The organism is Luteimonas sp. MC1895 (assembly GCF_016457215.1).
Lineage (GTDB): Bacteria > Pseudomonadota > Gammaproteobacteria > Xanthomonadales > Xanthomonadaceae > Luteimonas.
Window position 1 is genome coordinate 375859 of the sequence record NZ_JAEMDY010000003.1, and the last position, 26846, is coordinate 402704.

The following is a 26846-nucleotide window of genomic DNA, read 5'->3' on the forward strand; positions in this document are numbered from 1 at the left end:
GGCCGGTCGGCCAGCCGGTCAGGCGGGCTGGATCGAGTCTTCCGGGCGGCGCTCGAGCACCTGGTCCACCAGGCCGTATTCACGCGCGGCCTCGGCGCTCTTGAAGTTGTCGCGCTCGGTGTCGTGCGCGACGGTTTCGATCGACTGGCCGGTGTGGCGGGCCAGGATCGCGTTCAGGTTCTGCTTCATCGACAGGATCTCACGGGCGTGGATCTCGATGTCCGTGGCCTGGCCCTGGAAGCCGCCCAGGGGCTGGTGGATCATCACCCGCGAGTTCGGCAGTGCGTAGCGCTTGCCGGCCGCGCCGGAGGCGAGCAGCAGCGCGCCCATGCTGGCCGCCTGGCCGACGCAGATCGTGCTCACGTCGGGCTTGATGAACTGCATGGTGTCGTAGATCGCCATGCCCGCCGTGACGATTCCGCCCGGCGAGTTGATGTACAGGTTGATGTCCTTCTCGGGGTTCTCGGCCTCGAGGAAGAGCATCTGCGCCACGATGACGTTGGCCACGTGGTCGTCGATCGGGCCCACGAGGAAGATCACCCGCTCCTTCAGCAGGCGCGAGTAGATGTCGTACGCGCGCTCGCCGCGGCTGGTCTGTTCGACCACCATCGGAACGAGGTTCAGGGCCCGGGTCTGGATGCTCATGTCAATCCTGTGTCAGCGGACGCGTCACGCCTGCGGCGCGATCGCCTCCTGGAAGGTCAGCTGCTGGTCGGTGTGTTCGGCGCGCTCGGCGATCCAGTCGATCACCTGCTCCTCCATCACCCGGTTCTGCAGTCCACCCATAAGCTGGGGATCGTTCCGGTACAAGTCAATGACCTGCTGCGGCTCTTCGTAGGTCGAGGCGATCAGGCGCAGGGTCTCGTCCAGGCGCTTGCGGTCGAGCACCAGCTGGTGCTTGCGCGCGACCTCGCCGACCAGCAGGCCGACCAGCACGCGCTTGCGCGCAGGCTCGATGAAGTTCTGGTGCGCGTCGGCCGGGGGCTGCGACGGGCGGCCCTGGCGGCGGGCCTGCTCGGCCACCTGCGCGACCAGCGCATGGGCCTCCTGCTCCACCAGGTTCGGCGGCAGCTCGACCGAGGCGAAGGCCTCGACCAGCTGCTCGCCGACGGCGCGGCGCAGGCGGTTCATCAGCGCGCCCTTCAGTTCGCGCTCGAGGTTGGTGCGGATATCCGAGCGGAACTGCTCCATCTCGCCGCTCTTGACGCCGAAGCTGCGGATGAACGCCGCGTCGGCCTCGGGCAGCATCGCCTCGGACACCTGCTCGGCCTTCAGGTGCACCCGGGCGGTCTTGCCGGCGAGCTCGGGCACCCGCCACTCGGCCGGGAACGCCACCTCGATGTCCTTCTCGTCGCCGGTGGACATGCCGACCAGCGCCTGTTCGATGTCGGGAAGCATCGCGCCCGAGCCGATCACCGAGACGCCGCGCTCGACGCCTTCGGCCGGCAGGCGCGCGTCCTCGACCTCGGACCAGGTCTCGATGTCGACGGCGTCGCCTTCCTTCGCCGGGCGGTTGACCGCCGACCAGCTGCGGCGCTGCTGGCGCAGGTTCTCGATCATGCGGTCGATGTCTTCCTCGGTGACCTCGGCCACCGCGCGCTCGACCTTCAGGCCCGAGACGTCGAGGTCGCCGAAGTCCGGCACCACCTCGAAGGTCGCCACGTAGGCCAGGTCGTCGCCCTCGGCCGGCTCGATCTTCGGCTGGCCGGCGATGCGCAGCGCGTTGTCGCGCAGGGCGCCATCGAAGCCCTCGCGCAGCAGGCCGTCGCGCACTTCGCTGCGCACCTGCTGGCCGAAGCGCTGCTCGATCACCTTCGCGGGCACCTTGCCGGGGCGGAAGCCCTTGATGCGCGCGGTGCGCGCCATCTCGCGCAGGCGGCCACCCACCTGGTCCTGCAGGCGGTCGGCCGGCAGGTTGATGGTCATCCTGCGCCCGAGGTTGCCGACGGTCTCGACTGAAACTTGCATACCCACTCCTGCCGCCGCGGCGATGGCCGCGGGCATTGATTGTCTGGTTGGCCGGCCTGCCGGGCTGTGCCCGCGTCCGGCGACGGAACGGGATATTTTGGCGGAATCCGGCGGATGCCGCCAGCACCGCGCGTTGACACCTCCCGGGGCGCTCCCGACAATGCCCTGCGGACGGCCTGCCTGCGGGCCCGCGCCGCATCCGTCGGGGTATAGCGCAGTCTGGTAGCGCGCCTGCTTTGGGAGCAGGATGTCGGGGGTTCGAATCCCTCTACCCCGACCACTCCGCGCCCGTAGCTCAACCGGATAGAGCACCGGCCTTCTAAGCCGGTGGTTGCAGGTTCGAGTCCTGCCGGGCGCGCCATGCCGGTCCGCACACGTGGCACTTTTCGGCGTGACCGCGCTACAATGGCCGGCCAGCCGGCAATGTCGGCAGGTTCCAATGGTGGATGTAGCTCAGTTGGTTAGAGCACCGGATTGTGATTCCGGGGGTCGCGGGTTCAAATCCCGTCTTCCACCCCAGTTTCCCCCCGCATGGCAGTCAAGTGTTGATCGACCGGCCATCGGTTTGGTAGGATTTCCCGCTCGGGGCCGTTAGCTCAGTTGGTAGAGCAGTTGACTCTTAATCAATAGGTCCAAGGTTCGAATCCTTGACGGCCCACCAAACCCGAAGCGCCCGGCCCTGCCGGGCGTTTTTTTGTCCGCGGGACGGCTGCGGGCCAGCGCGAAAGTGGCGGAATTGGTAGACGCCCTGGTTTTAGGTACCAGTGCCGCAAGGCGTGGGGGTTCGAGTCCCCCCTTTCGCACCACCCCGACGCGTCCGCCGCGCGGCGCCGTGTATCCTCGCCCCTGGCAATGTTCACTGAACCCCTGGGGGAATCCATGCGCAGCGGCAATCCGGTCCTGTCCGACTCCACGTTTCTCGACCTAGGCAGCGGCACCGTGGTGTCGCGTGACGCCGGGGCCATGACGATCAACGGCACGGTCAACAAGACCGCCTTCCTGCTGTTGCTCACCGTGTTGACCGCGGCCTTCGCCTGGAGCCAGGCGTTTACCGCCGCCGGCGAGCTCGCACCCGGCTTCTCCATCTATGTGTGGGGCGGCGCGATCGGCGGCTTCATCCTGGCCCTGGTCACGGTGTTCAAGAAGGAATGGGCGCCGGTCACCGCGCCGATGTACGCCCTGGTGGAAGGTTTCTTCCTGGGCGCGATCTCGGCGCTCTACAGCCACCTGTACGAAGGCATCGTCATGCAGGCGGTGATGCTGACGTTCGGCACCCTGTTCGCGCTGCTCTTCGCCTACCGCTCGGGCTGGATCAAGGCCACCGAGAACTTCAAGCTGGGCGTGATCGCGGCCACCGGCGGCATCGCGCTGGTCTATCTCGCGACCATCGTGCTGGGGCTGTTCGGGATCAACATCCCGATGATCCACGACAACGGCATCGTCGGCATCGGCTTCAGCCTGTTCGTCATCGTGATCGCGGCGCTGAACCTGGTGCTGGACTTCGACTTCATCGAGACCGGTGCCGAGCAGGGCGCGCCGAAGTACATGGAGTGGTACGGCGCGTTCGGCCTGATGGTCACCCTGGTGTGGCTGTACATCGAGTTCCTGCGCCTGCTGGCCAAGCTCCAGTCGCGCAACTGAGCCCTCTTCGCCGAAGGTTGATTCCCGAAGGGCGCCCCATGGGCGCCCTTCTTCTTGGGCGCCTTGGAGCAACGGTGGAACAGCGATTGCCACGGATTTGCGCGGATCAAAGCGGATTCGCGCGGATACGGCAGGAGCTGGGCCTGGCCTGTCGCGGCATCAGGCGCTCGCCTTTTCCCCACGCTTTGCTCTATCCGCGTAAATCCGCCTTGATCCGCGCAAATCCGTGGCAAGGCTTCTGCTGTTGGCAGCTACGCCGGCCCCCGGTCCTCCATGTTCGCCCGGGCCGAAAGTTGCCGGCGGGGCCAGGCCATGAACGCCATGGCCACCACGGCCAGGATCCAGCAATAGAACACCGTGCCGGACAGGGCCAGCGGAGAGACCGAGGCCAGGCCGGCGGCAAGCAGGATCTGCGCGCCGTAGGGCAGGATCCCCTGGGGCACGCAGGCGAAGATGTCGAGGACGCTGGCGGCCCGGCGGGGGCTGATGCCGTGGCGCCGGGCGATGTCGCGCGCGACGTCGCCGCTGACCAGGATGGCCACCGTGTTGTTGGCCGTGAACACGTCCGCCGTCGCCGAAAGCGCAGCGATGCTGAACTCGCCGGTCCGGCGGCCGGCGTGTCCGCGTGCAAAGCGCGCGATCACGCGTGCCAGCCACTCCAGCCCACCCGCGGCCTTCATGAGCGCGCCCACCCCGCCGATCAGCAGCGACAGCAGCAGGATTTCGGTCATGCCCTCGAAGCCGGTCCAGATGTCACCGGCGAGATGCGCCAGGTCATAGCCGGGCGCCAGCAGGAGGCCGAAGATCCCCGCGAGCGCCAGCCCGATACCCAGCACCAGGATGACGTCCAGCCCGCTCAGGGCCAGGACCAGCACCAGCACGTAGGGCAGGACCAGCCAGGCGGAGACCGGTTCGTCGGTCGTCACCGGCGCCGGGTCGCCCAGGAAGGCCAGCAACGCGATGGTCAGCAGCGCAGCAGGCAGGGCGATGCGGAAGTTCTCGCGGAACTTGTCGCGCATCTCGGCGCCCTGGCTGCGGGTGGCGGCGATCGTGGTATCCGAGATCACCGACAGGTTGTCGCCGAACATCGCCCCACCGATCACCGCGCCGAGCACCAGCGCGCGGTCGAGGCCGGACGCGTCGGCCACGCCCAGCGCGATCGGCACCACGGCCGCGATCGTGCCCATCGAAGTGCCGATGGCAAGCGAGATCAGCGCCGCCACCACGAACAGCCCAGGCAGCAGCAGGCCCGCCGGCACGGCGCCGATGCCGAGCGAAACCACCGCATCCACCGCGCCGATCGCCTGCGAGACATAGGCGAAGGCGCCGGCCAGCAGGAAGATCAGGCACATCGTCATGATGTTCGGGTCGCCCATGCCGCGGAGCAGGGTTTCGCCCGGCTTCACTCCGCGGCGGTGGGCGATCCAGGCGGCCAGCGCCAGCGCCGGCAGGATCGCGACCGGTGCACGCAGCTGGTAGAAGCCCATCTCTTCGCCCTGCAGCGTGAAATAGAGCCCGCTGCCGAAGAACAGCGCGAGGAACAGCAGCAGCGGCGTCAGCGCGAGCGCGCTGGGGCGGGTTTCCATCGCTCTATCCGCATGAAAGGATTGGCGATTGTGGGGGCCTCGGCCGGGCCGTGTCGAGGCGCCGCCCGGGACGATGGTGTTCCAGAAACGAAACGGGCGCCGAAGCGCCCGTTTCATCAAGTCCCGTGCCCTCTCCCTGCAGGAGTGGCTACAGCCGCGATGCCATAACGACTCCCGGCTGTCTCCGCCCAAGTGCGGCTGCGAGAACCAGCCGGCTGGCGCGTTGCTCAGACCGCCAGGCGGCTCGCAATCGCCTGCGCGAAGGACATGGTCGTGCCGCTGCCACCCAGGTCCGGGGTCAGCGAATCCTTGGCTTCCAGCGTCGCCACGATCGCCGCGCGCAGCTGCGCCGCGCGGTCGGCCATGCCGATGTGGTCGAGCATCTGCGCCGCACCCAGCAGCAGCGCGCAGGGGTTGGCAATGCCCTTGCCGGCGATGTCAGGTGCCGAGCCGTGCACCGCCTCGAAGATCGCCGCGTCGTGACCGATGTTGGCGCCGGGGATCAGGCCCAAGCCGCCGATCAGGCCGGCGCAGAGGTCGGAGATGATGTCGCCGAACAGGTTGGTGGTCACGATGACGTCGAACTGCTCGGGACGCATCACCAGCTGCATGCAGCAGTTGTCGACGATCATCTCGTTGCACTCGATGTCGGGGTATTCCTTGGCCACGTCGCGCGCGGCGTTGAGGAAGATGCCCGAGGTCGACTTCAGGATGTTGGCCTTGTGCACCACCGTCACCTTCTTGCGGCCGACGCGGCGCGCCAGCTCGAAGGCGTAGCGCACGATGCGCTCGGAGCCCTTGCGGGTGTTGCGGGTGATCGAGACCGCCCAGCTGCCGTCCGGCGCGGTTTCCTGGCCTTCGGCGGTGTAGGCGCCCTCGGTGTTCTCGCGCACGGTGATGATGTCCACGCCCTCGGTGAAGCGCGAGCGGGTGTTCGGGAACGAGGTCGCCGGCCGCACGTTGGCGTACAGGTCGAAGTGCCGGCGCAGCTGCACGTTGATCGACGAGAAGCCACCGCCCACGGGCGTGGTCAGCGGGCTCTTGAGCGCGACGCGGTTGCGGGCGATGGAGTCCAGGGTCGCCTGCGGCAGCAGCTCGCCGTGCTTCTCGAGCGCCACCAGGCCCGCGTCGGCCTCCTCGTACGCGAGCCCGAGCTTCATCGCATCGAGCACGTGCAGGGTGGCGTCCATGATCTCCGGGCCGATGCCATCGCCGCGGATGACCGTGATTGTCTGGGTCATTGTGTAGAGGTCCATGCTGGGGGGACGCCGGGCACGAGGCGGGGCGTCTGGGACGGAATGCATCGCCCGATTATGCCAAACGCAGGCCCGTCCTGCCGGCTGCGGCGGCACGCGGGCGCGGCGCACGTCGTCGTCTTCCGGCCGGAGCACCCCCATCGGACCAACCGGCAGCGCCACCTTGGCGGGCGCCTCGACGGCGTCCGCCCCGGCGATCAGTCGTGCGAATGCTCCGCCGGCGCATCGGCTCCGGCCTCCAGCTGGTCGAGGAAATCGACCGCGCGGCGCAGATGCGGGATCACGATGCTGCCGCCCACCACCAGGCCGATCGAGAACGCTTCGAACATCGCGTCGCGGCCGATCCCGGCATCGCGGCACTTGGCCACGTGGTAGCTGATGCAGTCGTCGCAGCGCAGGACCAGCGAGGCCACCAGCCCCAGCAGTTCCTTGGTCGCCACGTCGAGCACGCCGGCCTGGTAGGCCTGGGTGTCGAGCGCGAAGAACCGCCGCACCACCTGGTTGGGCTCGGCCAGGATGCGCTCGTTCATGCGCTCGCGGAATTCACCGAAGGCGCGGACCCGGTCCGCGTCGCCGCCGCTCATGCGCCCTTGCCCAGCAGCGGCTCGAAGCCGCCCGCGCGGTGCAGGGCCATCATGTCGTCGTAGCCGCCGACGTGGTGGTCGCCGACGAAAATCTGCGGGACCGACGTACGGCCAGCCAGGCTGACCATGCGCTGGCGCTCGGCGGGGTCGAGGTCCACGCGCACCTCCGACCATTCCAGGCCCTTGCTGCGCAGGAAGTTCTTGGCCGCGACGCAGTAGCCGCACACGGCGCTGGTGTACAGGGTGATCTGGGGGGAAGCTGGGTCGTTCAAGTCGGTCTCCGGAAACTTGCGGGGGCTGCGATGGTCTGATTGTGCGGCCCCCGGGCGTGAAATCCAGCGCAGGCTGCTGGCCCGCAGCGTCGCGGCCGCATGGATTAACGGGCTATTCACTCCGCCGGACGGGCCCGCCCCCATGCTGTCCTCCACCCTCGACAGGACCTTCCGCCTCCGCATGCGCCTGCTTCCCGCCGCCATCGCCCTGGTCCTCGTCCTCGCGTCCGCGCCGTCGGTCGCGCAGCAGCGCCTGCCCGACATCGGCTCCTCGGCCCATACGCTGCTGGCCCCGGCCCAGCAGGAGGAATACGGGCAGATGCTGCTGGCGCAGCTTCGCCACTACGACTACGTGCTGGACGATCCGCTGGTCGACAGCTGGCTGCGCGGACTGGGCAACCGTCTGGCGGCGGCCAGCGACCAGCCTGCCCAGCCCTTCACCTTCTTCATGATGAAGGACCGCTCGATCAACGCCTTCGCCACCCTGGGCGGCTATATCGGCACCAATGCCGGCCTGGTGCTGGCGGCGGAGAGCGAGGACGAGGTCGCCGGCGTGCTGGCGCACGAGGTCGCGCACGTGACCCAGGCCCATGTGCTGCGCGGCGTGGAGCGGGCGCAGCGCGACAGCGTCCCGCTGCTGCTGGCCATGCTGGGCGCGGTGGCCGTGGCATCCCAGTCGGGCAGCAGCTCGGCGGGTGATGCCGGCATGGCGGCGATCGCCAGCGTGCAGGGCCTGGCCGTCCAGCGGCAGATCGACTACACCCGCTCGAACGAATCCGAAGCCGACCGCCTCGGCATGCGCACGCTGTCGCGCAGCGGCTACGACACCGCGGCCATGGCGCGGATGTTCGAACGCATGCAGGCGATGTCGCGCACCAACCAGGGCGGCGAACGCGAGCGCCTGCCCGACTACATGCGCTCGCACCCGGTCACCACGACCCGCATCAGCGAGACCCGCCAGCTCGCGGAGCAGTACGACGGCCGCGCGGGCGGCACCTTCGCCACGTCCGGCCTGGCCGGCAACAATCCGCTGCTACCCCCCGGGCTGCGTCCGGTCGCCGTGCCCGCCGGGGCGGCGGAGGACGCCACTGGCAACGCGCAGTTCGGCTGGGTGCGCGAGCGCCTGCGGGTCCTGAGCGCCAACACGCCCAGCGAGGCGATCAGCGAGTACGGACGGCTGGGACGTTCGGTGGCCCTGGATGACGCGCAGCGCTATGGCCTGGCCGTGGCCCAGCTGCTGGCCGGCAACGGCGCCGAGGCCGCGCGTGGCTTCGAGACGCTGCTGGCCTCGCATCCCGACGATACCTGGCTGCAGCTGGGCCTGGCCCAGGCCGAGGCGCGCCAAGGCCGCCACGCCGCCGCCGACGCCCGGTTCGAACGCCTGGTGCGGAGCATGCCGCGCAACCGCTCCGTGGTCCTCGCCTATGCCGAGGTGCTGGCCGAGCGCAACAACCGCGAGGCCGGGCGCCGCGCGCAGGACATCCTGCGCCCGCTGAGTGCCAGCGCCGGCGACGATCCGGTGTTCCAGCGCACGTTCGCCCGCGCCAGCGAAATCGCCGGCGACTCCGTGCGCGCCGGCGAGGCCTGGGCCGAAAGCGCCTATCTGAACGGTCGCGCCGAGCAGGCCCTGGTGCAGCTCAACACGCTGCGTCGCCGCGACGACCTCGACTACTACGCGCGTGCGCGCATCGACGCCCGCATCGCGTCGATCACGCCCACCGTGCTGGAACTGCGCCGCCAGGGCATCCGCGATCCCGACCTGCGCAAGTAGCCGCCAGCGGAGTCCCGTGACAGTGTCACCGCACTGTCACCAAACCGTCGTCTAATGGCGCTTGACCCCACTGCGAGCGGTGACCGCGTGCAGAAGCGCATCCTCATCGTCGACGACGAACCCGCCATCCGCGACATGGTCGCCTTCGCCCTGCGCAAGGGCGATTACGAGCCGGTGCATGCCGGGGATGCCCAGCAGGCGCAGGAGGCGATCGCCGACCGGGTTCCCGACCTGATCCTGCTGGACTGGATGCTGCCCGGCACCACGGGCATCGAGCTCGCCCGGCGCTGGCGCCGCGAAGCGCTGACGCGCGAGGTACCGATCATCATGCTCACCGCCCGCGGCGAGGAGAACGACCGCGTCGGCGGACTCGAGGCGGGGGTCGACGACTACGTGGTCAAGCCCTTCTCGGCGCGCGAACTGCTGGCCAGGATCCGCGCGGTGATGCGGCGCTCGCGCGACGACGACGAGGACGGCAGCGTTTCGGTCGGCGGCCTGCGCATCGACGGCGCCGCGCACCGCGTCTTCGCCGGCGACGAGCCGGTGTCGATCGGCCCCACCGAATACCGCCTGCTGCACTTCTTCATGACCCACCCGGACCGCGTCTACATGCGCTCGCAGCTGCTCGACCACGTCTGGGGCGGCAGCGTCTACGTCGAGGAGCGCACGGTCGACGTGCATATCCGCCGCCTGCGCAAGACGCTCGAGCCGTTCGAACTCGACGGCATGGTGCAGACGGTGCGCGGCGCGGGTTACCGATTCTCCGCCTCGGTCTAGACTGGCGGCATGCCGCCAACCCTCCAGCCGCCCTGGCAGCGGACCCTGGCCACGCTGGCCCTGGTCCTTGTCGCCTCCCTGCTCGCCGGGCTGGCCGTGGGCCATCCCTGGCCGGCGCTGGCGCTCGGATCGCTGGCGCTGCTGGCCGGCCACCTGCTGCGCCTGCAGCGGATCACCCACCTCCTCGACGCGCGCGTGCGGCTGCCGCCTCCACGACCCGGCGGCGGCGCCTGGACCCAGGTCGAGCGCCTGCTGCACCGCGCGCGTGGCGAGGTGCGCGGCCGCGAACGCCGACTGGTGGAGATGATGCGCGCCTATCGCGCGATCGCCGCCGCGCTGCCAGACGCGCTCGTGGTCGTGGACCGCAACACCCAGCGCCTGATCTGGTGCAACGCTGCGGCCGGCACCCTGCTCGGCCTGCGCTATCCCCGCGACAAGGGCGCGAGCCTGGTCGAGCGGCTGCAGCCGCTGCCGCTGTCGCACTGGCTGAGCGCCGGCCGGCATGCGGAGCCGATCGTCGACGCGGCTTCGCCCGCGGATCCCGCGATCCGCATCAGCCTGCGCCTGATTCCCTACTCCGATGCACTGTGGCTGCTGGTCGCGCGCGACGTCGGCAAGCTGATGCGGCTGGAGCAGATGCGCCGCGACTTCGTCGCCAACGTCTCGCATGAACTGCGCACGCCGCTGACCGTGGTGCATGGCTATCTCGACATGCTCGATCCCGCCGACAGCGGGGAGTGGGAGCCGATCATCGGCGAGATGCGCCGGCAGTCGCAGCGCATGACCCAGCTGGTCGAGGACCTGCTCGCGCTGTCCCGGCTGGAGGCGCAGGACGCGCTCGTCGACGAGGACGTCGCGGTCGGGCCGATGCTGTCCACCCTGCGCCGGGAAGCCGAGGCGCTGAGCCAGGGTCGGCATGCGATCGTGGTCGAAGACCTGGCCGGCGTCGACCTGCTCGGCTCGGGCCGCGAGCTGCACAGCGCGTTCTCCAACCTCGTCGCCAACGCGGTGCGCTACACCCCCAGTGGCGGGCGCATCGCGATCCGCTTCGCGCCCGCCGAGGCCGGAGGCGTCGCGCTGACGGTCGAGGACAGCGGCTACGGCATCCCCGAATCACACCTCCCGCGGCTGACCGAACGCTTCTATCGCGTCTCCAGCAGCCGCACCCGCGAGACCGGCGGCACCGGCCTGGGCCTCGCCATCGTCAAGCACGTCCTGCAACTGCACCAGGCCCGGCTGGACATCACCAGCGAGGTCGGCCGCGGCAGCACCTTCACCTGTCGCTTCGGCGCGGGCCGCGTCATTCCGCGCAGCAAGGATTCCCATGAGCACCCGCAAGACCCGCACGCCTCCCGCCAGCACGCCTGAGCGGCGCGCGCCCCGCGCCAGGGCCGCCGCCGCGGCCGCGCCGGCGGCCATCCCGCCGCCCGCGGACGATCCGCTGCGCGATCCCGCGCTGTACCTCAACCGGGAGCTGTCCCAGCTCGACTTCAACTTCCGCGTGCTCGCCCAGGCCGAGGACGCGACGATCCCGCTGCTCGAGCGCCTGCGCTTCCTGTGCATCTCCTGCACCAACCTCGACGAGTTCTTCGAGATCCGCGCCGCGACCGTGCGCCATGCGCAGGACTTCGAGGTGCCGCTGGCGCCGGACGGCCTGTCGCCGGCGACCGTGCTGCGCCGCATCCACGAGCGCACCGCCGAGCTGGTGGCGGCGCAGTACGCCTGCTGGAACGAGATCCTGCGCCCGGCGCTGGCCGACGCCGGCATCCGGGTGCTGGCGCGCGAGACCTGGAACACGCGCCAGCGCCGCTGGCTGCGCGCCTACTTCCGCGAGGAGATCCTGCCGGTGCTGTCGCCGCTGGGCCTGGACCCGGCGCATCCGTTCCCGAAGATCCTCAACAAGTCGCTCAACCTCGTGGTCGTGCTCAAGGGCAAGGACGCGTTCGGCCGCAGCGGCCACCTGGCCATCGTCCGCGCGCCGCGCTCGCTGCCGCGGATCATCCGCCTGCCCGAACGCGTCTCGGGCGGCGAGCATGACTTCGTCTTCCTCTCGGCGATGCTCTCGGAGTTCGTCGAGGACCTGTTCCCCGGCATGGCGGTGCGCGGCGCCTACCAGTTCCGCGTCACGCGCAACTCCGAGCTGATCGTCGACGAGGACGAGGTCGAGAACCTCGCGCTGGCGCTGCGCGACGAGCTGGTCGGCCGCGGCTACCTGCGCGCGATGCGCCTGGAGATCGCCGCGGACTGCCCCGAGCCGATCGTGCGCGACCTGCTGCGCAACTTCGACCTGCCCGACAACGCGGTCTATCGCATCAACGGGCCGGTCAACCTCAACCGCGTGATCCAGGTCTACAACGAGGCCGACCGTCCGGAGCTCAAGTTCCCGCCCTTCCAGCCGCGCCAGCTTGCCGGCAGCGACGCCCTGTTCGAACGCATCGCCGCCCGCGACGTGCTGCTGCACCACCCGTTCGACGCGTTCACCCCGGTGCTCGAGCTGCTCAAGCAGGCCGCGGCCGATCCCGGCGTGCTCGCGATCAAGCAGACGCTCTACCGCACCGGCCGCGATTCGCCGATCGTCGAACACCTGGTCCAGGCCGCGCGCAACGGCAAGGACGTGACGGTCGTGGTCGAGCTGCGCGCACGCTTCGACGAGGAGGCCAACCTCGGCCTCGCCGATCGCCTGCAGGACGCCGGCGTGCAGGTGGTCTACGGCGTGGTCGGCTACAAGACCCACGCCAAGATGCTGCTGGTGGTGCGCCGCGAAGGCCGCCGCCTGCGGCGCTACGTGCACATGGGCACCGGCAACTACCATAGCGGCACGGCGCGCGCGTACACCGACCTCAGTCTGATGACCGCCGATCCGGACATCGGCGGCGACGTGCACCAGATCTTCCAGCAGATCTCCGGCCTCGCCCCGGCGATCCGCCTCAAGCGCCTGCTGCAGTCGCCCTTCACCCTGCACGCCGGCGTGCTCGAGCGCATCGAGCGCGAAGCCCAGCTCGCCGCCGCGGGGCGCCCGGCGCGGATCATCGCCAAGATGAACGCCCTGAACGAGCCGCAGGTGGTGCGCGCGCTGTACGCCGCGTCGCAGGCCGGCGTGCAGATCGACCTGGTCGTGCGCGGAGCCTGCACCCTGCGCCCCGGGGTGCCCGGCGTCTCGGACAACATCCGCGTGCGTTCGATCGTCGGCCGCTTCCTCGAGCACACGCGCATCTACTGGTTCGGCAACGACGGCACCCCGGAGACCTGGTGCGCCAGCGCCGACTGGCTCGAGCGCAACCTGCTGCGCCGGGTCGAGACCTGCTTCCCGATCCTCGATCCCGCGATCGCCGCGCGCGTGCGCAGCGAGGCGCTCGAGACCTACCTGGCCGACAACACCAACGCCTGGGAAGTGCAGGCCGATGGCCGCTACGTGCAGCTGTCGCCCGCGGAGGGAGCGGCGCCGCACTCGGCGCAGTCGGCGCTGCTGGCGGAGATCTGCGGGTGAGCCCGGCGTCCGCCGCCGCCTCGCAGAGCCTGCCGCTGGTCGACGGCGACATGCTCGCCGCGATCGACCTCGGCTCCAACAGCTACCACATGGTCGTGGCGCGCTACACCCTGGGCCAGCTGCGGATCGTCGACCGCCTGCGCGAAACGGTGCGCATGGCCGAGGGCCTGGACGCCCGCGGCGGCCTCGATGCCGGCGTCCGCCAGCGCGCGCTGCAGTGCCTGGCGCGCTTCGGCCAGCGCATCCGCGACATCCCCCCGCACCGCGTGCGCGCGGTGGCGACCAATACCGTGCGCCGGCTGGCCGCGCCGCAGGCCTTCCTGATGCCGGCGGAAACCGCGCTCGGCCACGCGATCGAGATCGTCGCGGGCCGCGAGGAGGCCCGCCTGGTCTATCTCGGCGTCGCGCATGCGCAGCCGCCCAAGGCGGGACACCGGCGGCTGGTGCTCGACATCGGCGGCGGTTCCACCGAATGCATCATCGGCCGCGGCTTCGAGACCCTCGAGCGCGAGAGCGTGCAGCTGGGCGCGGTCGCCGGCACGCTGCGCTATTTCGGCAACGGCCGCCTGTCCAGGCGCAAGTGGCGCGACGCGGTGATCGAAGCCTCGGTGGAGTTCCAGCAGTTCGCCGCGACCTATCGCAGCCTCGGCTGGCAGGAGGCGATCGGCGCCTCGGGCACCAACAAGGCGATCGGCGAGATCTGCGCGGCGATGAAGCTCACCAAGGGCGCGATCACGGCCGACGCCCTGCCGGTGGTGCGCGACGCGCTGCTGCGTGCCGGGCACATCGACGACATCAGCCTGCCCGGGCTGTCGGAGGAGCGGCGCCCGATCATCGCCGGCGGACTGCTGGTGCTCGAAGCGGCTTTCACCAGCCTCGGGCTGCAGCGGATGATGGTCAGCAAGGCCGCGCTGCGCGAGGGCGTGCTGTACGACATGGTCGGCCGTGCCGGCGACAAGGACCCGCGCGAGGCTTCGGTGGACGCGCTGGTGCTGCGCTACGGCATCGACGTGGCCCAGGCGCTGCGCGTCGAATCCAGCGTGCTCAAGCTGTTCGACCAGGTGGCCGCCGCCTGGCAGCTTACCCCCGACGACCGCCTGATGCTGTCCTGGGCTGCGCGCCTGCACGAGCTTGGCCTGACGATCGCGCACAGCCAGTACCAGGTGCACGGCGCCTACATCCTGGCCCACTCGGACATCGCGGGCTTCTCGCGCCAGGAGCAGGAGTTCCTGGCCGCGCTGGTGCGCGCGCATCGCCGCAAGGTGCCCAAGAGCGTGTTCGAGGCCCTGCCCGACCGCCTGCTGCCGGCCGCCCGCCAGCTGTCGGTGCTGCTGCGCCTGGCGGTGCTGCTGCATCGCGGCCACGAGCGCCCGGACATTCCCGGCCTCGACGCCGTGGCGCGCGGCGACGTGCTGGAGCTGCGCCTGCCGGCCCGCTACCTCGACGAACGCCCGCTGCTGCAGGCCGACCTCGCCGGCGAGCCCGCCGAAACCGCGGCGCTGGCGCTGACGGTGCGGATCACCTGACGCGCCGAGTCCACCATCCGCCACCGTATCGAGCGGTGCTATGCTCCGGCGAGCGCACTCCGGAGGCGGCAATGGCACGTCGAATCACGCTTTTCGCACTCGGGCTGGCCGTCGCCGCGCTGGCGGCCTGCTCCAGCGGTCCCGCCCGCCGGGTCTCCGAACCCGCCGCCAGCATCCAGCAGCTCGCCGTGCAGGCCGACGGCAGCTGGTCGGTCAGCCTGCGCCTGCAGAACTACAGCAGCGTGCCGATGCGCTTCGACGCGGTCGACCTCGCGGTCAGCGTCGGCGGCCAGGCCGCCGGATCCCTGACCGACGCCCCGGCGCTCGAGATCGGGCCCGAATCGGCCGACGTCGTCGCCGTGCGCATGCAGCCGGCGTCGGCGGCACGCATGCTGCTCGCCGATGCCCTGGCGGCCGGCCGCGGCGTCGACTACGCGCTCGACGGCACGATCAGCGCCGCGCCCGCCGACCGCGGCGGCGCCCGCAGCTATGCCGTGAAGCGCACGAGCGCGCTCAGCCCCACCCCGGGCCTCCCCGGCGTGCTGCGCTGACCGCCCCTCCCATCGCAGACAGACAGGATCCCTGCCGCACATGAGCCAGTACACCGCCCCGCTCGCCGACATCCGCTTCGTCCTCGACCACGTGCTGGATGCCCAGGCACAGTTCGCGCGCCTCGGCCACGCCGACGCCACCCCCGACGTGATCGACGCCGTGCTGGAAGAGGCCGCGCGCTTCAGCGGCAGCGTGCTGGCGCCACTCAACGCGGTCGGCGACCAGCAGGGCTGCCACCACGATCCCGCGACCGGCGATGTCACCACGCCCGACGGCTTCAAGGCCGCCTACGCGCAGTACGTCGACGGCGGCTGGCCGGGGCTCACCGCCGCGCCGGAGCACGGCGGCCAGGGCCTGCCGCACCTGGTCGGCACCGTCGTCAGCGAGATGATCAACGGCGCCAACCTCGCCTGGGGCAACTTTCCGCTGCTGTCGCACGGCGCGGTCGAGGCCCTGCGCCAGCACGGCGAGGACTGGCAGCGCGAGGTCTTCCTCAAGCCGCTGATCGAGGGCCGCTGGACCGGCACCATGTGCCTGACCGAACCGCACTGCGGCACCGACCTCGGCCTGCTGCGCACGCGCGCGCAGCCGTCCGGCGACGGCTATGCCATCACCGGCACCAAGATCTTCATCACCGCCGGCGAGCACGACTTCACCGACAACATCATCCACCTGGTGCTGGCGAAGCTCCCCGACGCGCCCGCGGGTGCGAAGGGCATCTCGCTGTTCGTGGTGCCGAAGTTCAAGGTCGCGCGCGACGGCAGCGTCGGCGGGCGCAACGCCGTGCGCTGCGGCTCGATCGAGCACAAGATGGGCATCAAGGGCTCGGCCACGTGCGTGATGAATTTCGACGGCGCCGAGGGCTGGCTGGTGGGCGAGGCGCATGGCGGCCTCAAGGCCATGTTCACGATGATGAACTCCGCGCGCCTGGGCGTCGGCCTGCAGGGCATCGGCCTGTCCGAGCGCGCCTGGCAGAACGCGCTGCGTTATTCGCGCGAACGCCTGCAGTCGCGTTCGCTGACCGGCCCCAAGGCACCCGACAAGCCGGCCGATCCGATCATCGTCCACCCTGACGTGCGCCGCATGCTGCTCTCGGTCAAGGCACTGACCGAGGGCAGCCGCATGCTGGCGATGCATGCCGGCAGCCTGCTCGACGTCGCCACGCATGCCGAAGACGCGGGCGAGCGCGAGCGCGCCGAAATCCTGGTGAGCTTCCTGACGCCGATTTCCAAGGCCTGCCAGACCGAGTGGGGAATCGAGAACACCTACAACGCGCTGCAGTGCTTCGGCGGCCATGGCTATATCGCCGAGCACGGCATGGAGCAGCTGGCACGCGACGCCCGGATCACCACGCTCTACGAGGGCACGACCGGCATCCAGGCCCTGGACCTGGCCGGGCGCAAGACGGCCTCCTCGCGCGGCGCCGGCCTGAAGCTGTTCCTGGCCGACGTCGAAGCCTTCTGCACGGCGCACGCCGGCGACGCCGATGTCGCGGCCGACATCGCAACCCTGCGCGCCCGGTGCGCCGAGTGGACCACGCTGACCACCGGCATGCTGCAGGCGGCCGCGGCCAATCCCGACGAGATCGGTGCCGCGTCCTGGGACTACCTGTTCTATTCCGGCTACGTCGTGCTGGCGTACTGGTGGCTGCGCGCCAGCGTAGCCGCCCGCGACGCGTCACTGCCGGCGGCGTTCAAGGATGCCAAGCGGGAAACCGCGCGCTTCTACTTCGCCCGCATCCTGCCGCGCACCCTGGCGCACGCCGAGGCCATGCGCGCCGGCGCAGGCCCGCTGATGGACCTCGACGCGGACAGCTTCGGCAGCTGACCGCGGGCGCTACACAAGGCGTCACCGGGGGCGTATAAGCTGTTGTTCCCATGGAACCCGACAGAGCTCGACTGGGCCTCGTCAGCGGCATGGAATCCCCGGCGACCGCCCAGGTGGCCGGCACGGGGGTCCCGGCGCTGGGACGCGTGCGCCTGCTGGCCCTCGATGCCCACGGCCGCGCACTGGACTGGATGAGCTGGCAGGAAGCGACCTGCCTCTATGTCCGCGGCGCGGTGGCCTGGACCCTGGGCCAGCCCTGCCTGGCCGTGCGCGGCGGCACCAGCCGCGCCACCGGCCAGCGCAGCCTGGTCGAACTGCATCCGATCGTGGCCGCACGCGGCCATGCCCACGCCCGGGCCATCGACCCCACGCCGGCCCTCACCAACAGCGCGCTGTTCGCGCGCGACCAGCACCTGTGCATGTACTGCGGCCACGGCCATGCCCGCCAGCAGCTCACACGCGACCATGTGCACCCGGTCTCGCGCGGTGGTGCCGACATCTGGGAAAACGTGGTCACCGCCTGCTTCGCCTGCAACTCGCGCAAGGGCGGACGCACGCCCGCGCAGGCCTCCATGCCGCTGCTGGCGGTGCCCTACCGCCCGAGCTGGATCGAGCACCTGATCCTGTCCAACCGCAACATCCTCGCCGACCAGATGGCCTTCCTGTCGAGCCAGCTGCCGAAGCGGCGCCGGCACTGACGCCCGCCGCGTTGCAGTTCGCAAAGCGCGCGCGACCGCGGTCACCAATCACCGCCGCAGGTGACGCGCAGCAGCCGTAACTGCCGTCCCGCGCGCGTTGACGCGGCTTGCGGGCTCCGCAACACTTCCTGACTCACCACCGTCGGGAATGCCGCGCGATGTCCTTGACCCTCGGCCTGACCGGGATGGATCCAGCCACCGAAGCCGCCCTCAAGGCCGCCTTCCTCGAGGCCAATGCGCGCCTCGGCCAGCGCTGGGCGCTGGTGCCCGACGCCGACGCGAGCCATGTCGTGGTCGACATGGACAGCATGTACGGACCGATGAGCTGGCTTCGCCTGCACGCCGCCGGGCGCCAGGTGATCGGACTGACGTCGGCACCGCGCACGCAGACCGACTACCGGTTGGGACGACCGTTCGACGTCGAGCAGCTCGCCGGACTGCTGGTTGATGTGGCGCGTGGCGCCGGCGTCGAGCTGCAGGCTGCTGACGCGGCGGCAGGCGCGCCAGCCACGGCCAGCGAGCCTGCTGCCGCAACGCGGACGGATGAAGCGCCGGCTGCGAGCGCGCCGGTCGAGGAGGCGGCCCCGGTACAGGCGGCTGTCGTCTCCGCGCAGGTCGAAACGCGTGGGACAGCGGTCGAGCTGGAGGGGCCGGACACGACGGCATCCGCACGACCCGCGGATGAATCCGCTGACAACTCCCCGCCGGCGGCCGCTGCAGCCGACATCGCGCGCATTCCCGGACTGGCCAGCTGGCTCGGACAGGGCGCGCTCAGCCGCCGCGTCCGCTTCCGCCACGCCGGCGGCACCACGCTGTTCATCGATCCTGCGGCCGATGCCTGGCACGGCCCGACTGCGCTGAAGTCGATCGCCGCCTGCTTCGAACATCCGGTTACCGCGGACGACTTCGAGGCGCTGGACGACGCCACCTGGCTGCGCGAGACCGCGTCGGCGGGCGCGCCGCAGCCGCTTCCGCGCCTGCGCTGGCTGGGCGGCCTCCTCGCGGGCAAGGGCGAACTCCTGCCGGGCTACGACGCCTCGGACCGCTTCCAGCTCAACAAATGGTCGCAGACCGAGCGCGAGTACCCGCGCCACTTCCGCATCGCGACCCAGATGATGAAGGGACCGGCGACGCTGGCGGAGATCGCCGAGGCCAGCGGCGTGCCCGGACCGGACGTGGCCGACTTCATCAATGCCAACCTCGCGACCGGCTTCGCCGAACCCGTGGTCGAGGCGCCGCCCGTGGTCGAGGAACCGGTCAAGGCCCGCGGCGGGCTGCTGGGGCGACTGCGAAGCCGCTGAACGGGCCCCTGGCCCGGGGCGGCGCCTGCATGCGCCGCAGTACGTCGCACCGTCTTACAATGCGTGGATGATCGACTCCACGCGCCATCCGCGCCTCGCGCGCATCGACAGCCCGGCCCGCCTCCGCGAATTCGACGAGGCGGAACTGCCCGCGATCGCCGACGAACTGCGCGCCTACCTCATCGAATCCGTCGGCAGGAGCGGTGGCCATTTCGGCGCCGGCCTGGGCGTGGTCGAGCTGACCACCGCCCTGCACTACCTCTATGACACGCCGCGCGACCGCATCGTCTGGGACGTCGGCCACCAGGCCTATCCGCACAAGATCCTGACCGGCCGCCGCGACAGCATCCACACGGTCAAGCAGAAGGACGGCGTCTCGCCCTTCCCCAAGCGCGAGGAAAGCGAGTACGACACCTTCGGCGTCGGCCACTCCTCGACGAGCATCTCGGCGGCGCTGGGCATGGCGATCGCCTCGGCGCGCGCGGGCGAGGACCGCCGCGTGGTCGCCGTGATCGGCGACGGCGCGATGACCGCGGGCATGGCCTACGAGGCGCTCAACCACGCCGGCGGCATGGAGCCCGAGCCGGACATCCTGGTGATCCTCAACGACAACCGGATGTCGATCAGCGAGAACGTCGGCGGGCTGACCAAGATGCTCGGCCGCGCCACCGGCAGCCAGACGCTCAACGCGCTGCGCGAGGGCGGCAAGAAGCTGCTGGGCGACCGCAACAACCCGACCGCGCGCTTCGTGCGCCGCTGGGAGGAGCACTGGAAGGGCATGCTGCTGCCGTCCACGCTGTTCGAGGAAATGGGCTTCCACTACACCGGCCCGATCGACGGCAACGACATGAAGGCGCTGGTCTCCGCGCTGAAGGTGGTCCGCGGCATGAAGGGGCCGCAGCTGCTCCATGTCATCACCACCAAGGGCAAGGGCTACGAACGCGCCGAGGGCGACCAGATCGGCTACCACGCGGTCTCGCCCTTCGATCCCGACCTGGGCGTGGTGTCCCGGCCCGGCGCGGTGAAGAAGCCGACCTATACCGAGGTGTTCGGCGCCTGGCTGTGCGACATGGCCACCGCGGACCCGTCGCTGATGGGCATCACCCCGGCGATGCGCGAAGGCTCCGGGCTGGTGCGCTTCTCGCAGGAGCACCCCGCGCGCTACTTCGACGTGGCCATCGCCGAGCAGCACGCGGTCACGCTGGCCGCGGGCATGGCCTGCGAGGGCGCCAAGCCGGTGGTCGCGATCTACTCGACCTTCCTCCAGCGCGGCTACGACCAGCTGGTGCACGACGTCGCCCTGCAGGAACTCGACGTGCTGTTCGCGATCGACCGCGGCGGCGTGGTTGGCCCCGACGGCGCGACCCACGCCGGCAACCTCGACCTCAGCTTCCTGCGCTGCGTGCCGAACATGGTGGTGATGGCCCCTGCGGACGAGAACGAGTGCCGGCAGATGCTGACCACCGGTTTCCGCCACGCCGGCCCGGCCGCGGTGCGCTATCCGCGCGGCAGCGGTCCCGGGACCGCGGTCGACGCCGGCCTGGACAGCCTGCCGATCGGCAAGGCGCAGCTGCGCCGCCAGGGCGCGGGCATCGCCCTGCTCGCCTTCGGCGCCACGGTGCCGGCGGCCGAAGCGGTCGGCGCGGACCTGGGACTGACGGTGGTCAACATGCGCTTCGTGAAGCCGCTCGACCGCGACCTGCTGCTGGAACTCGCGCGCACGCACCAGGGCCTGGTCACGGTCGAGGACAACGTCGTCATGGGCGGCGCCGGCTCGGGTGTCTCGGAGCTCCTGGCGGCCGAAGGCGTCGTGCTGCCGGTGCTGCACCTCGGCCTGCCCGATGCCTTCCAGCACCACGCCAGCCGCGAGGACCTGCTGGCCGAAGCCGGCATCGACGCGACCGGCATCCGCGCCTCGGTGCTGGCGCGCTGGCCCGACGTGGAGCAGGCTGCGGCCGAGACGCCCGGTCCGCGCAGCGCGGCCGGCTGAGGGCGGCGCGGGGCCTATACTCGGGACATCCGGCGCGTTGGCGCCGGCGGCCGACCGGGGGGAGGGCCAGTGGAGACAGCACCAGGGAGCGGACAGGCGGGCGCGACGGCGTTCAGCTCGCCGCGCGCGCGCGCGGCGCTGCCGCGGCGCGTGTACCGCTATCGCATGCTCGGCATGGGGCTGGGCGCACTCGCCATGGCCACGGTGCTGCTGGAGCTGCGTGCCGGACCGGTGCGCTGGATCCTGTGCGCGCTGACCGGGCTGGCCTGGCCGCACCTCGCCTACCAGCTGGCCAGGCGCAGCGCCGATCCCTACGCGGCCGAGCAGCGCAACCTGCTGGTCGATTCGGCGATCGCCGCGCTCTGGGTGCCGCTGATGCATTTCAACCTGTTGCCCAGCGTGCTGCTGCTGGCGCTGTCGACGGCGGACAAGATCAATTCCGACATCCCCGGCCTGGTGCGGCGCTCGCTTCCGGTGTCGCTGGCCGCGGTGCTGGCCGGGGGCCTGGCGACCGGCTTCGCCTTCGCGCCCACGTCGAGTACCGCGGTGATCCTGGCGAGCCTGCCGATGCTGCTGATCCACACCGGCATGGTCAGCCTCGGGCGGCAGCAACTGGTGCGCAAGGTGCTGCAGAAAAACCGCGAACTGGACCTGCTGGGCCGTGTCGACCGGGTCACCGGGCTGGCGCTGCGCGGCCACTGGGAGCGCGATGCCGCGACGGCCCTGCACGACGTCCACGCCCACGACCGGCCGGCCGCGCTGCTGCTGATCGACGTCGACGGCTTCAAGCGCGTCAACGACGAGAGCGGCCACGTCGCGGGCGACGCGCTGCTGCGCGCAGCCGGCGCGTCGCTGCGCACGCTGCTGCGGCCGGGCGACATCGCCGGCCGCTACGGTGGCGACGAGTTCGCGGTGGTCTGCCCGTCCACCGACCTCGAGGCCGCCGCCCGGCTGGCCGAGGCCTACCGGGCCGCGGTCGAGCGGATCGCCCTGCCGGAGGCACCCGGACAGGCGTACTCGGTGAGCATCGGGATCGCCCAGGCGCGCGCCAACCACGCACGCATCGAACACTGGATCAGCGCCGCCGACGCCGCCCTGTACGAGGCCAAGCGCGGCGGCCGCAACCGCCTGGTGCTGGCACCCGGCGAGGCGCAGGACGCCGGCGGCTGAACGCCCCGCGCGCCTGGGGCGCCCGGATCCGTGCGCCTAGGGCGCCTCGATCGTGTAACCGCGCGCGGCCAGCTTCTCCAGCATGCCGTCCGCACCCAGCAGGTGGTGCATCGGCAGCGACGCGAAGCTCGAGGGATGCTCGGCCAGGGCCTGGTCCACGTTCTCCAGCCAGGCGGTCGCGGCGCGCTGCCGCATGTCGGCGATCCCGAGCCGCTGCGCGAGCGCACTGCCGGTCAGGGCCTCCTCGCAGCTCGCGTAGTGGTTCTCGTAGGGCAGCGCGCGCAGCACGTCGATGTCGCCCACCGCCCAGGCGTTGGCCCGGGCACGCATGTTGTCCAGGTCGGTCTCGATCCGGCTCATCGTGCCGGCGAAGCATTCGCGGTCGGCCAGGTCGCTCTCGGCCAACTCCCTGAGCACGGTCTTCGGATCGTCGACCGTCAGCCGCACGGTGGTTTCGACCAGCGGCACGCCGCCGTCCTTGCGCGCCCTGCGCAGCACCGGCGCCACCACGCCGTCGGTGCGCAGCCCGGACTTGTCGAGCGCCGCTTCGTACAGCGCCTGCGCCGCCAGCAGCGGTCGGCGCTTCTCGACGCCACGGTCGCGGCCCATGTAGCGCGCCTTCAACACCAGCCAGCGGGCGTAGAGCTGTGGCGACACCACTTCGCTGAGCGGACGCTTGCCCGGGTTGTTGCGCGCGCGCAGCATCGCCGGCACCAGCGCCACCCCGCCGAAAAAGCCGACGTCGGCGTCCACCGCGATCGACGGCACGCCGATCACCACCTGCGAACCGGCGATGACCGCTTCGACGTCGGTCGAGCTCCACTCCATGCGCCGCGGAAGCGGCGAGACGGTGCCCAGGATGTGCAGCACGTGCTCGCCGTGGCGCACCTTCCACATACCCGGCCCCGGCTGCGCGCCCGACACCACCATGGCCTCAAGGTCGACGATGCCGTCGGCGGGCGGCAACGCCGCCGCGTCCGCGGTCGCGGCGGCGTCGGCGGGCGGTACTCCAGGGGCGTCCGCGGGGGCGGCGACCCTGCCCCGGTCTTCGGCACGGGCCGGCACCGGGAGCGCGGCGATCGCCGCAAGGAACAGCACGAGAACAGCAGTTTCCATCCGCTTCGCTTGCATGCCGCACGTCCTGTTGGCGATGAAGGCTGTTGGAGCGTGGCAGGCACGGAAGGTTCCCGCCTCCGGACGGCACGAAGCCCGCGCGTGGCGGGCTTCGTGGTTGAACTGGTCGGGGTAGCCGGATTCGAACCGACGACCACTTGTCCCCCAGACAAGTGCGCTACCAGGCTGCGCTATACCCCGGTCGGAGAATTATAGCCGCCGCGGCGCCACGATGGGAGCCGCAGGGCACTGAAACTTCGCCTGTGCTCAGCGCCGCAGCAGCTGCAGCACGTCCTCCAGCTCCATCCGCACCTGGCGGACGATCTGGGTGCTGAGCGCGGACTCCTGGCGTGCATCCTCGCCCTCGAGGCGCAGGCGCGCGCCGCCGATGGTGTAGCCCTGCTCGTACAGCAGGCCGCGGATCTGGCGGACCATCAGCACGTCGTGGCGCTGGTAGTAGCGGCGGTTGCCGCGGCGCTTGACCGGGCTGAGGCTGGGAAACTCGGTCTCCCAGTAGCGCAGCACATGCGGCTTCACGTCGCACAGCTCGCTGACCTCGCCGATGGTGAAGTAGCGCTTGGCCGGGATCGGCGGAAGCTCGCGGTTGCTGCCGGGGTCAAGCATGGGTGCCTCCCGCGTACGCTTCCACGCGCTCCTTGAGCTTCTGGCCCGGGCGGAAGGTGACCACGGTGCGTGCCGAGATCGGGATCTCCTCGCCGGTCTTGGGGTTGCGGCCGGGACGCTGGTTCTTGCGGCGCAGGTCGAAGTTGCCGAAGCCCGAAAGCTTGACCTGGCGGCCGGCCTGCAGCGCTTCGCGCAGGGCGTCGAAAAACGCGTCGACGAATTCCTTCGCCTCGCGCTTGTTCAGCCCGACCTCCACGTAGAGCCGCTCCGCCATTTCCGCCTTGGTCAACGCCATGCCGCCAGCCTCCTCATCCCCTGATCCGCGCTCCATGCGCGGCCGCGACCGCATCGGTGACCGAGGCCACCACCGCATCGACATCGCGGTCGATCAGCGTGCGCGAACCATCCTGCAGAATCAAGCCCATGGCCACACTCTTGAATCCTGTTTCCACGCCTGATCCGACATAGACATCGAACAGTCGCAGCTGCCGCAGCGACGGTCCGGCGGCGGCCGAAGCGGTGGCCTCGAGCTCGCCCCAGGAGACGCTGTCGGCAACGATGAATGCGAGGTCGCGGCGCACCGAGGGGAACCGCGACAGCGCCTGCGCCCTGGGCAGCCAGCGGGCGGTCAGCGCCGCGAGATCGAGCTCGAAGGCCACCGCGGGATGGTCCAGCTCCAGCGCCTGCTGCAGGCGCGGGTGCAGCTCGGCGATCGCGCCGACCACCTCGCCGTCGCGCAGCACCTCGGCGGCGCGGCCGGGATGCGCCCAGGCCGGCGCGGCGGCGCGGAATTCCAAGCGCGCGCCCGACAGCGCCGCGAGCGCCTCGAGGTCGCCCTTGAGGTCATGGAAGTCGACGCGGCGCGCGTGCATGCCCCACTGCTCGAGACCCGCGTCACCGCTCGCGACCGCGGCGATGCGCGGGGTTTCCAGCGGTGCCGCGCCCGCGCCGGCGGCCCGGAACACCTTGCCGATTTCGAACAGGCGCACCCGGCCCTGCTGGCGCGCGGCGTTGCGCGCCAGCGCGTCGACCAGGCCCGGCAGCAGCCGCGGGCGCATCACGCCCAGCTCGGCGCTGAGCGGATTGGCCAGCGGCACCAGCGCCTCGTCGGCCTGCCAGCGCGCCAGCAGCGCGGCATCGACGAAGGCGTAGTTGATCGCCTCGAGGTAGCCACGCCCGGCCAGCGCGCGGCGCAGGTCGCGCTCGGGCACGCGGCGCTCGCTCGGGGACACCAGGCGCGTGCCGCCGCCCGGCAACGTGGTCGGCACGGCGTCGTAGCCATGGATGCGCGCGACTTCCTCGATCAGGTCCTCCTCGATGGCGAGGTCGAAGCGGCGCGTCGGCGCGGTGACCGTCCAGCCGTCGGCGCCCGCTTCGACGCCGAGACCCAGCGCGCGCAGGATGCGCTCGACCTCGGCGTCGGCGATGTCCACGCCCAGCACGCGGGCCAGTCGCGCGCGGCGCAGCACGATCGTCACCGGGCGCGGCAGCGCCTCGGGCAGGACGGCTTCGGTGACCGGGCCGGGAGCGCCGCCGGCGATGTCCAGGACCAGCCTGGTCGCGTACTCGATCGCGGTGCGCGGCAGCTCCGGATCGACGCCGCGCTCGAAGCGGTGCCCGGCGTCGGTGTGCAGGCCCAGGCGACGGCCGCGGCCGATGATCGCGGACGGCGCGAAGTGCGCGGCTTCGAGGAAGACGGTCCGCGTGGCACCGGTGACGCGCGTATCGAAGCCGCCCATCAGGCCGGCCAGGCCGACCGGACGGTCCGCATCGGTGACCACCAGGAAGCCGTCGTCGAGCGCGGCGTCGCGACCGTCGAGCAGCACCAGCGACTCGCCGGCGCGTGCGCGCCGCACGCCCACCGGACCCTTGAGCAGGTCGCGGTCGTAGGCATGCATCGGCTGGCCGAGTTCGAGCATCACGTACTGGGTCACGTCCACCAGCAGCGAGACCGGCCGCACGCCGCTGCGGCGCAGCCGCTCGGCCATCCAGACCGGCGTGGCGCGCGCGGCGTCGACGCCCTCGATCACGCGCCCCAGGTAGCGCGGCGCGTCCGCGCCGGCCTCCAGGCGCACGTCGACCGTCGCCGTGCCCGCGGCAGGCACCGGTGCCACGCCCGGATCGGCCACCGCGCCACCGCAGGCCGCCGCCACGTCATAGGCGATGCCGCGGATGCCGAAGCAGTCGGCCCGGTTCGGGGTGAGCTTGAGCTCGAAGGTCGCATCGGGCAGGCCGAGATAGCCGGCCAGCGGCGCACCGACCGGCGCATCGTCCGAGAGCTCGAGGAGGCCCGACGCATCGGCGTCGATGCCGAGCTCCTTCGCCGAACACAGCATGCCGTTCGATTCGACGCCGCGCAGCTTCGCGGCCTTGATGGTCAGCTCGCCGACCGTCGTGCCGATGGTGGCCAGCGGCGCGACGAGGCCAGGACGTGCGTTCGGCGCGCCGCACACGATCTGCAGCATGCCCGCCGGCCCCGCGTCGACCTGGCAGACCTGCAGCCGGTCGGCCTCGGGGTGCTTCTCCGCCGACACGATGCGCGCCACCAGCACGCCGTCCAGGCCTTCGCCCAGCCGCGTCACCTCCTCGACCTCGAGGCCGATGGCGGTCAGCGTGGCCGCCAGCGCATCGCGCGTGGCGTCGGTGGGGACGTGCTGGCGCAGCCAGTTCTCGGAGAATTTCATCGCAACACCCGGTTGTCAG

22 protein-coding genes and 6 tRNA genes are annotated in these 26846 nt (G+C 71.0%); 17 read left to right on the plus strand and 11 right to left on the minus strand.

What is annotated here, in order from left to right; genetic code table 11:
* Positions 1 to 18: 18 nt before the first annotated feature.
* Positions 19 to 645, minus strand: a complete 627-nt coding sequence (clpP, locus tag JG616_RS09800) for an ATP-dependent Clp endopeptidase proteolytic subunit ClpP (RefSeq protein ID WP_199359908.1) — start codon at positions 643 to 645, stop codon at positions 19 to 21.
* A gap of 24 nt (positions 646 to 669) precedes the next feature.
* Positions 670 to 1968 (minus strand): trigger factor, encoded by a 1299-nt coding sequence (tig, locus tag JG616_RS09805; protein ID WP_199392456.1) that lies wholly within the window; start codon positions 1966 to 1968, stop codon positions 670 to 672.
* Positions 1969 to 2171: 203 nt separating this feature from the next.
* Between tig and JG616_RS09810 the strand changes: the two genes are divergently transcribed.
* The 6 genes from JG616_RS09810 (at position 2172) to JG616_RS09835 (ending at position 3609) form a co-directional block, all read left to right on the plus strand.
* Positions 2172 to 2248, plus strand: a tRNA-Pro gene (locus JG616_RS09810).
* 4 nt (positions 2249 to 2252) lie between these two features.
* Positions 2253 to 2329: transfer RNA gene (locus tag JG616_RS09815), tRNA-Arg, on the plus strand.
* An 81-nt stretch (positions 2330 to 2410) separates the two neighbouring features.
* Positions 2411 to 2487: transfer RNA gene (locus tag JG616_RS09820), tRNA-His, on the plus strand.
* Between the two features lie 66 nt (positions 2488 to 2553).
* A tRNA-Lys gene (locus JG616_RS09825) sits at positions 2554 to 2629 on the plus strand.
* A gap of 60 nt (positions 2630 to 2689) precedes the next feature.
* Positions 2690 to 2774 (plus strand) — tRNA-Leu (locus tag JG616_RS09830).
* Between the two features lie 73 nt (positions 2775 to 2847).
* A complete protein-coding gene (locus JG616_RS09835; RefSeq protein WP_199392530.1) occupies positions 2848 to 3609 on the plus strand; it encodes a Bax inhibitor-1/YccA family protein in 762 nt (253 codons plus the stop codon).
* Between the two features lie 251 nt (positions 3610 to 3860).
* Here JG616_RS09835 and JG616_RS09840 read toward each other — a convergent pair whose 3' ends face one another.
* From JG616_RS09840 to grxC, 4 genes are all read right to left on the minus strand, one after another.
* Complete coding sequence (locus JG616_RS09840) at positions 3861 to 5195, minus strand: Na+/H+ antiporter NhaC family protein (protein WP_199359906.1); 1335 nt, start codon at positions 5193 to 5195, stop codon at positions 3861 to 3863.
* 227 nt (positions 5196 to 5422) lie between these two features.
* Positions 5423 to 6436, minus strand: coding sequence for an isocitrate dehydrogenase (locus JG616_RS09845; RefSeq protein ID WP_199392457.1), 1014 nt, complete (start codon positions 6434 to 6436; stop codon positions 5423 to 5425).
* Between the two features lie 212 nt (positions 6437 to 6648).
* The gene (locus JG616_RS09850; RefSeq protein ID WP_199359904.1) at positions 6649 to 7035 is read right to left on the minus strand and encodes a carboxymuconolactone decarboxylase family protein; all 387 of its coding nucleotides are present in this window, start codon (positions 7033 to 7035) and stop codon (positions 6649 to 6651) included.
* A complete protein-coding gene (grxC, locus tag JG616_RS09855) occupies positions 7032 to 7307 on the minus strand; it encodes a glutaredoxin 3 (protein ID WP_234446493.1) in 276 nt (91 codons plus the stop codon). Before grxC ends, JG616_RS09850 begins: the two co-directional genes overlap by 4 nt.
* A gap of 181 nt (positions 7308 to 7488) precedes the next feature.
* Between grxC and JG616_RS09860 the strand changes: the two genes are divergently transcribed.
* From JG616_RS09860 to JG616_RS09910, 11 genes are all read left to right on the plus strand, one after another.
* The gene (locus JG616_RS09860) at positions 7489 to 9078 is read left to right on the plus strand and encodes a M48 family metalloprotease (protein WP_199392458.1); all 1590 of its coding nucleotides are present in this window, start codon (positions 7489 to 7491) and stop codon (positions 9076 to 9078) included.
* 87 nt (positions 9079 to 9165) lie between these two features.
* Positions 9166 to 9855, plus strand: a complete 690-nt coding sequence (phoB, locus tag JG616_RS09865; protein WP_199359902.1) for a phosphate regulon transcriptional regulator PhoB — start codon at positions 9166 to 9168, stop codon at positions 9853 to 9855.
* A 9-nt stretch (positions 9856 to 9864) separates the two neighbouring features.
* Positions 9865 to 11223, plus strand: coding sequence for a phosphate regulon sensor histidine kinase PhoR (gene phoR / locus JG616_RS09870; protein ID WP_199392459.1), 1359 nt, complete (start codon positions 9865 to 9867; stop codon positions 11221 to 11223).
* On the plus strand, positions 11180 to 13342 hold the full coding sequence (gene ppk1, locus JG616_RS09875; protein ID WP_199392460.1) for a polyphosphate kinase 1: 2163 nt from the start codon (positions 11180 to 11182) through the stop codon (positions 13340 to 13342). Before phoR ends, ppk1 begins: the two co-directional genes overlap by 44 nt.
* A gap of 50 nt (positions 13343 to 13392) precedes the next feature.
* Positions 13393 to 14868, plus strand: coding sequence for a Ppx/GppA phosphatase family protein (locus tag JG616_RS09880; RefSeq protein WP_199392531.1), 1476 nt, complete (start codon positions 13393 to 13395; stop codon positions 14866 to 14868).
* Between the two features lie 71 nt (positions 14869 to 14939).
* Complete coding sequence (locus JG616_RS09885) at positions 14940 to 15419, plus strand: LEA type 2 family protein (protein WP_199359899.1); 480 nt, start codon at positions 14940 to 14942, stop codon at positions 15417 to 15419.
* A gap of 40 nt (positions 15420 to 15459) precedes the next feature.
* Positions 15460 to 17247 (plus strand): acyl-CoA dehydrogenase C-terminal domain-containing protein, encoded by a 1788-nt coding sequence (locus tag JG616_RS09890; protein WP_199392461.1) that lies wholly within the window; start codon positions 15460 to 15462, stop codon positions 17245 to 17247.
* 89 nt (positions 17248 to 17336) lie between these two features.
* On the plus strand, positions 17337 to 17945 hold the full coding sequence (locus tag JG616_RS09895; protein ID WP_234446640.1) for an HNH endonuclease: 609 nt from the start codon (positions 17337 to 17339) through the stop codon (positions 17943 to 17945).
* 158 nt (positions 17946 to 18103) lie between these two features.
* Positions 18104 to 19246 (plus strand): hypothetical protein, encoded by a 1143-nt coding sequence (locus tag JG616_RS09900; protein ID WP_199392462.1) that lies wholly within the window; start codon positions 18104 to 18106, stop codon positions 19244 to 19246.
* Between the two features lie 67 nt (positions 19247 to 19313).
* Complete coding sequence (gene dxs, locus JG616_RS09905) at positions 19314 to 21236, plus strand: 1-deoxy-D-xylulose-5-phosphate synthase (RefSeq protein WP_199359895.1); 1923 nt, start codon at positions 19314 to 19316, stop codon at positions 21234 to 21236.
* 69 nt (positions 21237 to 21305) lie between these two features.
* A complete protein-coding gene (locus JG616_RS09910) occupies positions 21306 to 22406 on the plus strand; it encodes a diguanylate cyclase (RefSeq protein WP_199359894.1) in 1101 nt (366 codons plus the stop codon).
* A 36-nt stretch (positions 22407 to 22442) separates the two neighbouring features.
* Here JG616_RS09910 and JG616_RS09915 read toward each other — a convergent pair whose 3' ends face one another.
* From JG616_RS09915 to pheT, 5 genes are all read right to left on the minus strand, one after another.
* Positions 22443 to 23522 (minus strand): TraB/GumN family protein, encoded by a 1080-nt coding sequence (locus tag JG616_RS09915; protein ID WP_199392463.1) that lies wholly within the window; start codon positions 23520 to 23522, stop codon positions 22443 to 22445.
* A gap of 121 nt (positions 23523 to 23643) precedes the next feature.
* A tRNA-Pro gene (locus JG616_RS09920) sits at positions 23644 to 23720 on the minus strand.
* Positions 23721 to 23786: 66 nt separating this feature from the next.
* Positions 23787 to 24143: a MerR family transcriptional regulator gene (locus JG616_RS09925; RefSeq protein ID WP_189496771.1), complete on the minus strand. Its 357-nt coding sequence runs from the start codon at positions 24141 to 24143 to the stop codon at positions 23787 to 23789.
* Positions 24136 to 24438, minus strand: coding sequence for an integration host factor subunit alpha (locus tag JG616_RS09930; RefSeq protein ID WP_199359892.1), 303 nt, complete (start codon positions 24436 to 24438; stop codon positions 24136 to 24138). Before JG616_RS09930 ends, JG616_RS09925 begins: the two co-directional genes overlap by 8 nt.
* A gap of 13 nt (positions 24439 to 24451) precedes the next feature.
* A complete protein-coding gene (pheT, locus tag JG616_RS09935) occupies positions 24452 to 26827 on the minus strand; it encodes a phenylalanine--tRNA ligase subunit beta (protein WP_199392464.1) in 2376 nt (791 codons plus the stop codon).
* Positions 26828 to 26846 lie beyond the last annotated feature (19 nt).

Bases quoted from the DNA above. Each gene is read 5' to 3' on its own strand.
- tig (WP_199392456.1), bottom strand. From the start codon at position 1,968: ATGCAAGTTTCAGTCGAGACCGTCGGCAACCTCGGGCGCAGGATGACC.
- JG616_RS09835 (WP_199392530.1), top strand. From the start codon at position 2,848: ATGCGCAGCGGCAATCCGGTCCTGTCCGACTCCACGTTTCTCGACCTA.
- JG616_RS09860 (WP_199392458.1), top strand. From the start codon at position 7,489: ATGCGCCTGCTTCCCGCCGCCATCGCCCTGGTCCTCGTCCTCGCGTCC.
- JG616_RS09880 (WP_199392531.1), top strand. From the start codon at position 13,393: ATGCTCGCCGCGATCGACCTCGGCTCCAACAGCTACCACATGGTCGTG.
- JG616_RS09850 (WP_199359904.1), bottom strand. From the start codon at position 7,035: ATGAGCGGCGGCGACGCGGACCGGGTCCGCGCCTTCGGTGAATTCCGC.
- JG616_RS09900 (WP_199392462.1), top strand. From the start codon at position 18,104: ATGTCCTTGACCCTCGGCCTGACCGGGATGGATCCAGCCACCGAAGCC.
- dxs (WP_199359895.1), top strand. From the start codon at position 19,314: ATGATCGACTCCACGCGCCATCCGCGCCTCGCGCGCATCGACAGCCCG.
- JG616_RS09845 (WP_199392457.1), bottom strand. From the start codon at position 6,436: ATGACCCAGACAATCACGGTCATCCGCGGCGATGGCATCGGCCCGGAG.
- JG616_RS09925 (WP_189496771.1), bottom strand. From the start codon at position 24,143: ATGCTTGACCCCGGCAGCAACCGCGAGCTTCCGCCGATCCCGGCCAAG.
- ppk1 (WP_199392460.1), top strand. From the start codon at position 11,180: ATGAGCACCCGCAAGACCCGCACGCCTCCCGCCAGCACGCCTGAGCGG.
- JG616_RS09915 (WP_199392463.1), bottom strand. From the start codon at position 23,522: ATGGAAACTGCTGTTCTCGTGCTGTTCCTTGCGGCGATCGCCGCGCTC.
- JG616_RS09840 (WP_199359906.1), bottom strand. From the start codon at position 5,195: ATGGAAACCCGCCCCAGCGCGCTCGCGCTGACGCCGCTGCTGCTGTTC.
- phoR (WP_199392459.1), top strand. From the start codon at position 9,865: ATGCCGCCAACCCTCCAGCCGCCCTGGCAGCGGACCCTGGCCACGCTG.
- JG616_RS09885 (WP_199359899.1), top strand. From the start codon at position 14,940: ATGGCACGTCGAATCACGCTTTTCGCACTCGGGCTGGCCGTCGCCGCG.
- pheT (WP_199392464.1), bottom strand. From the start codon at position 26,827: ATGAAATTCTCCGAGAACTGGCTGCGCCAGCACGTCCCCACCGACGCC.
- JG616_RS09895 (WP_234446640.1), top strand. From the start codon at position 17,337: ATGGAATCCCCGGCGACCGCCCAGGTGGCCGGCACGGGGGTCCCGGCG.
- JG616_RS09930 (WP_199359892.1), bottom strand. From the start codon at position 24,438: ATGGCGTTGACCAAGGCGGAAATGGCGGAGCGGCTCTACGTGGAGGTC.
- JG616_RS09890 (WP_199392461.1), top strand. From the start codon at position 15,460: ATGAGCCAGTACACCGCCCCGCTCGCCGACATCCGCTTCGTCCTCGAC.
- clpP (WP_199359908.1), bottom strand. From the start codon at position 645: ATGAGCATCCAGACCCGGGCCCTGAACCTCGTTCCGATGGTGGTCGAA.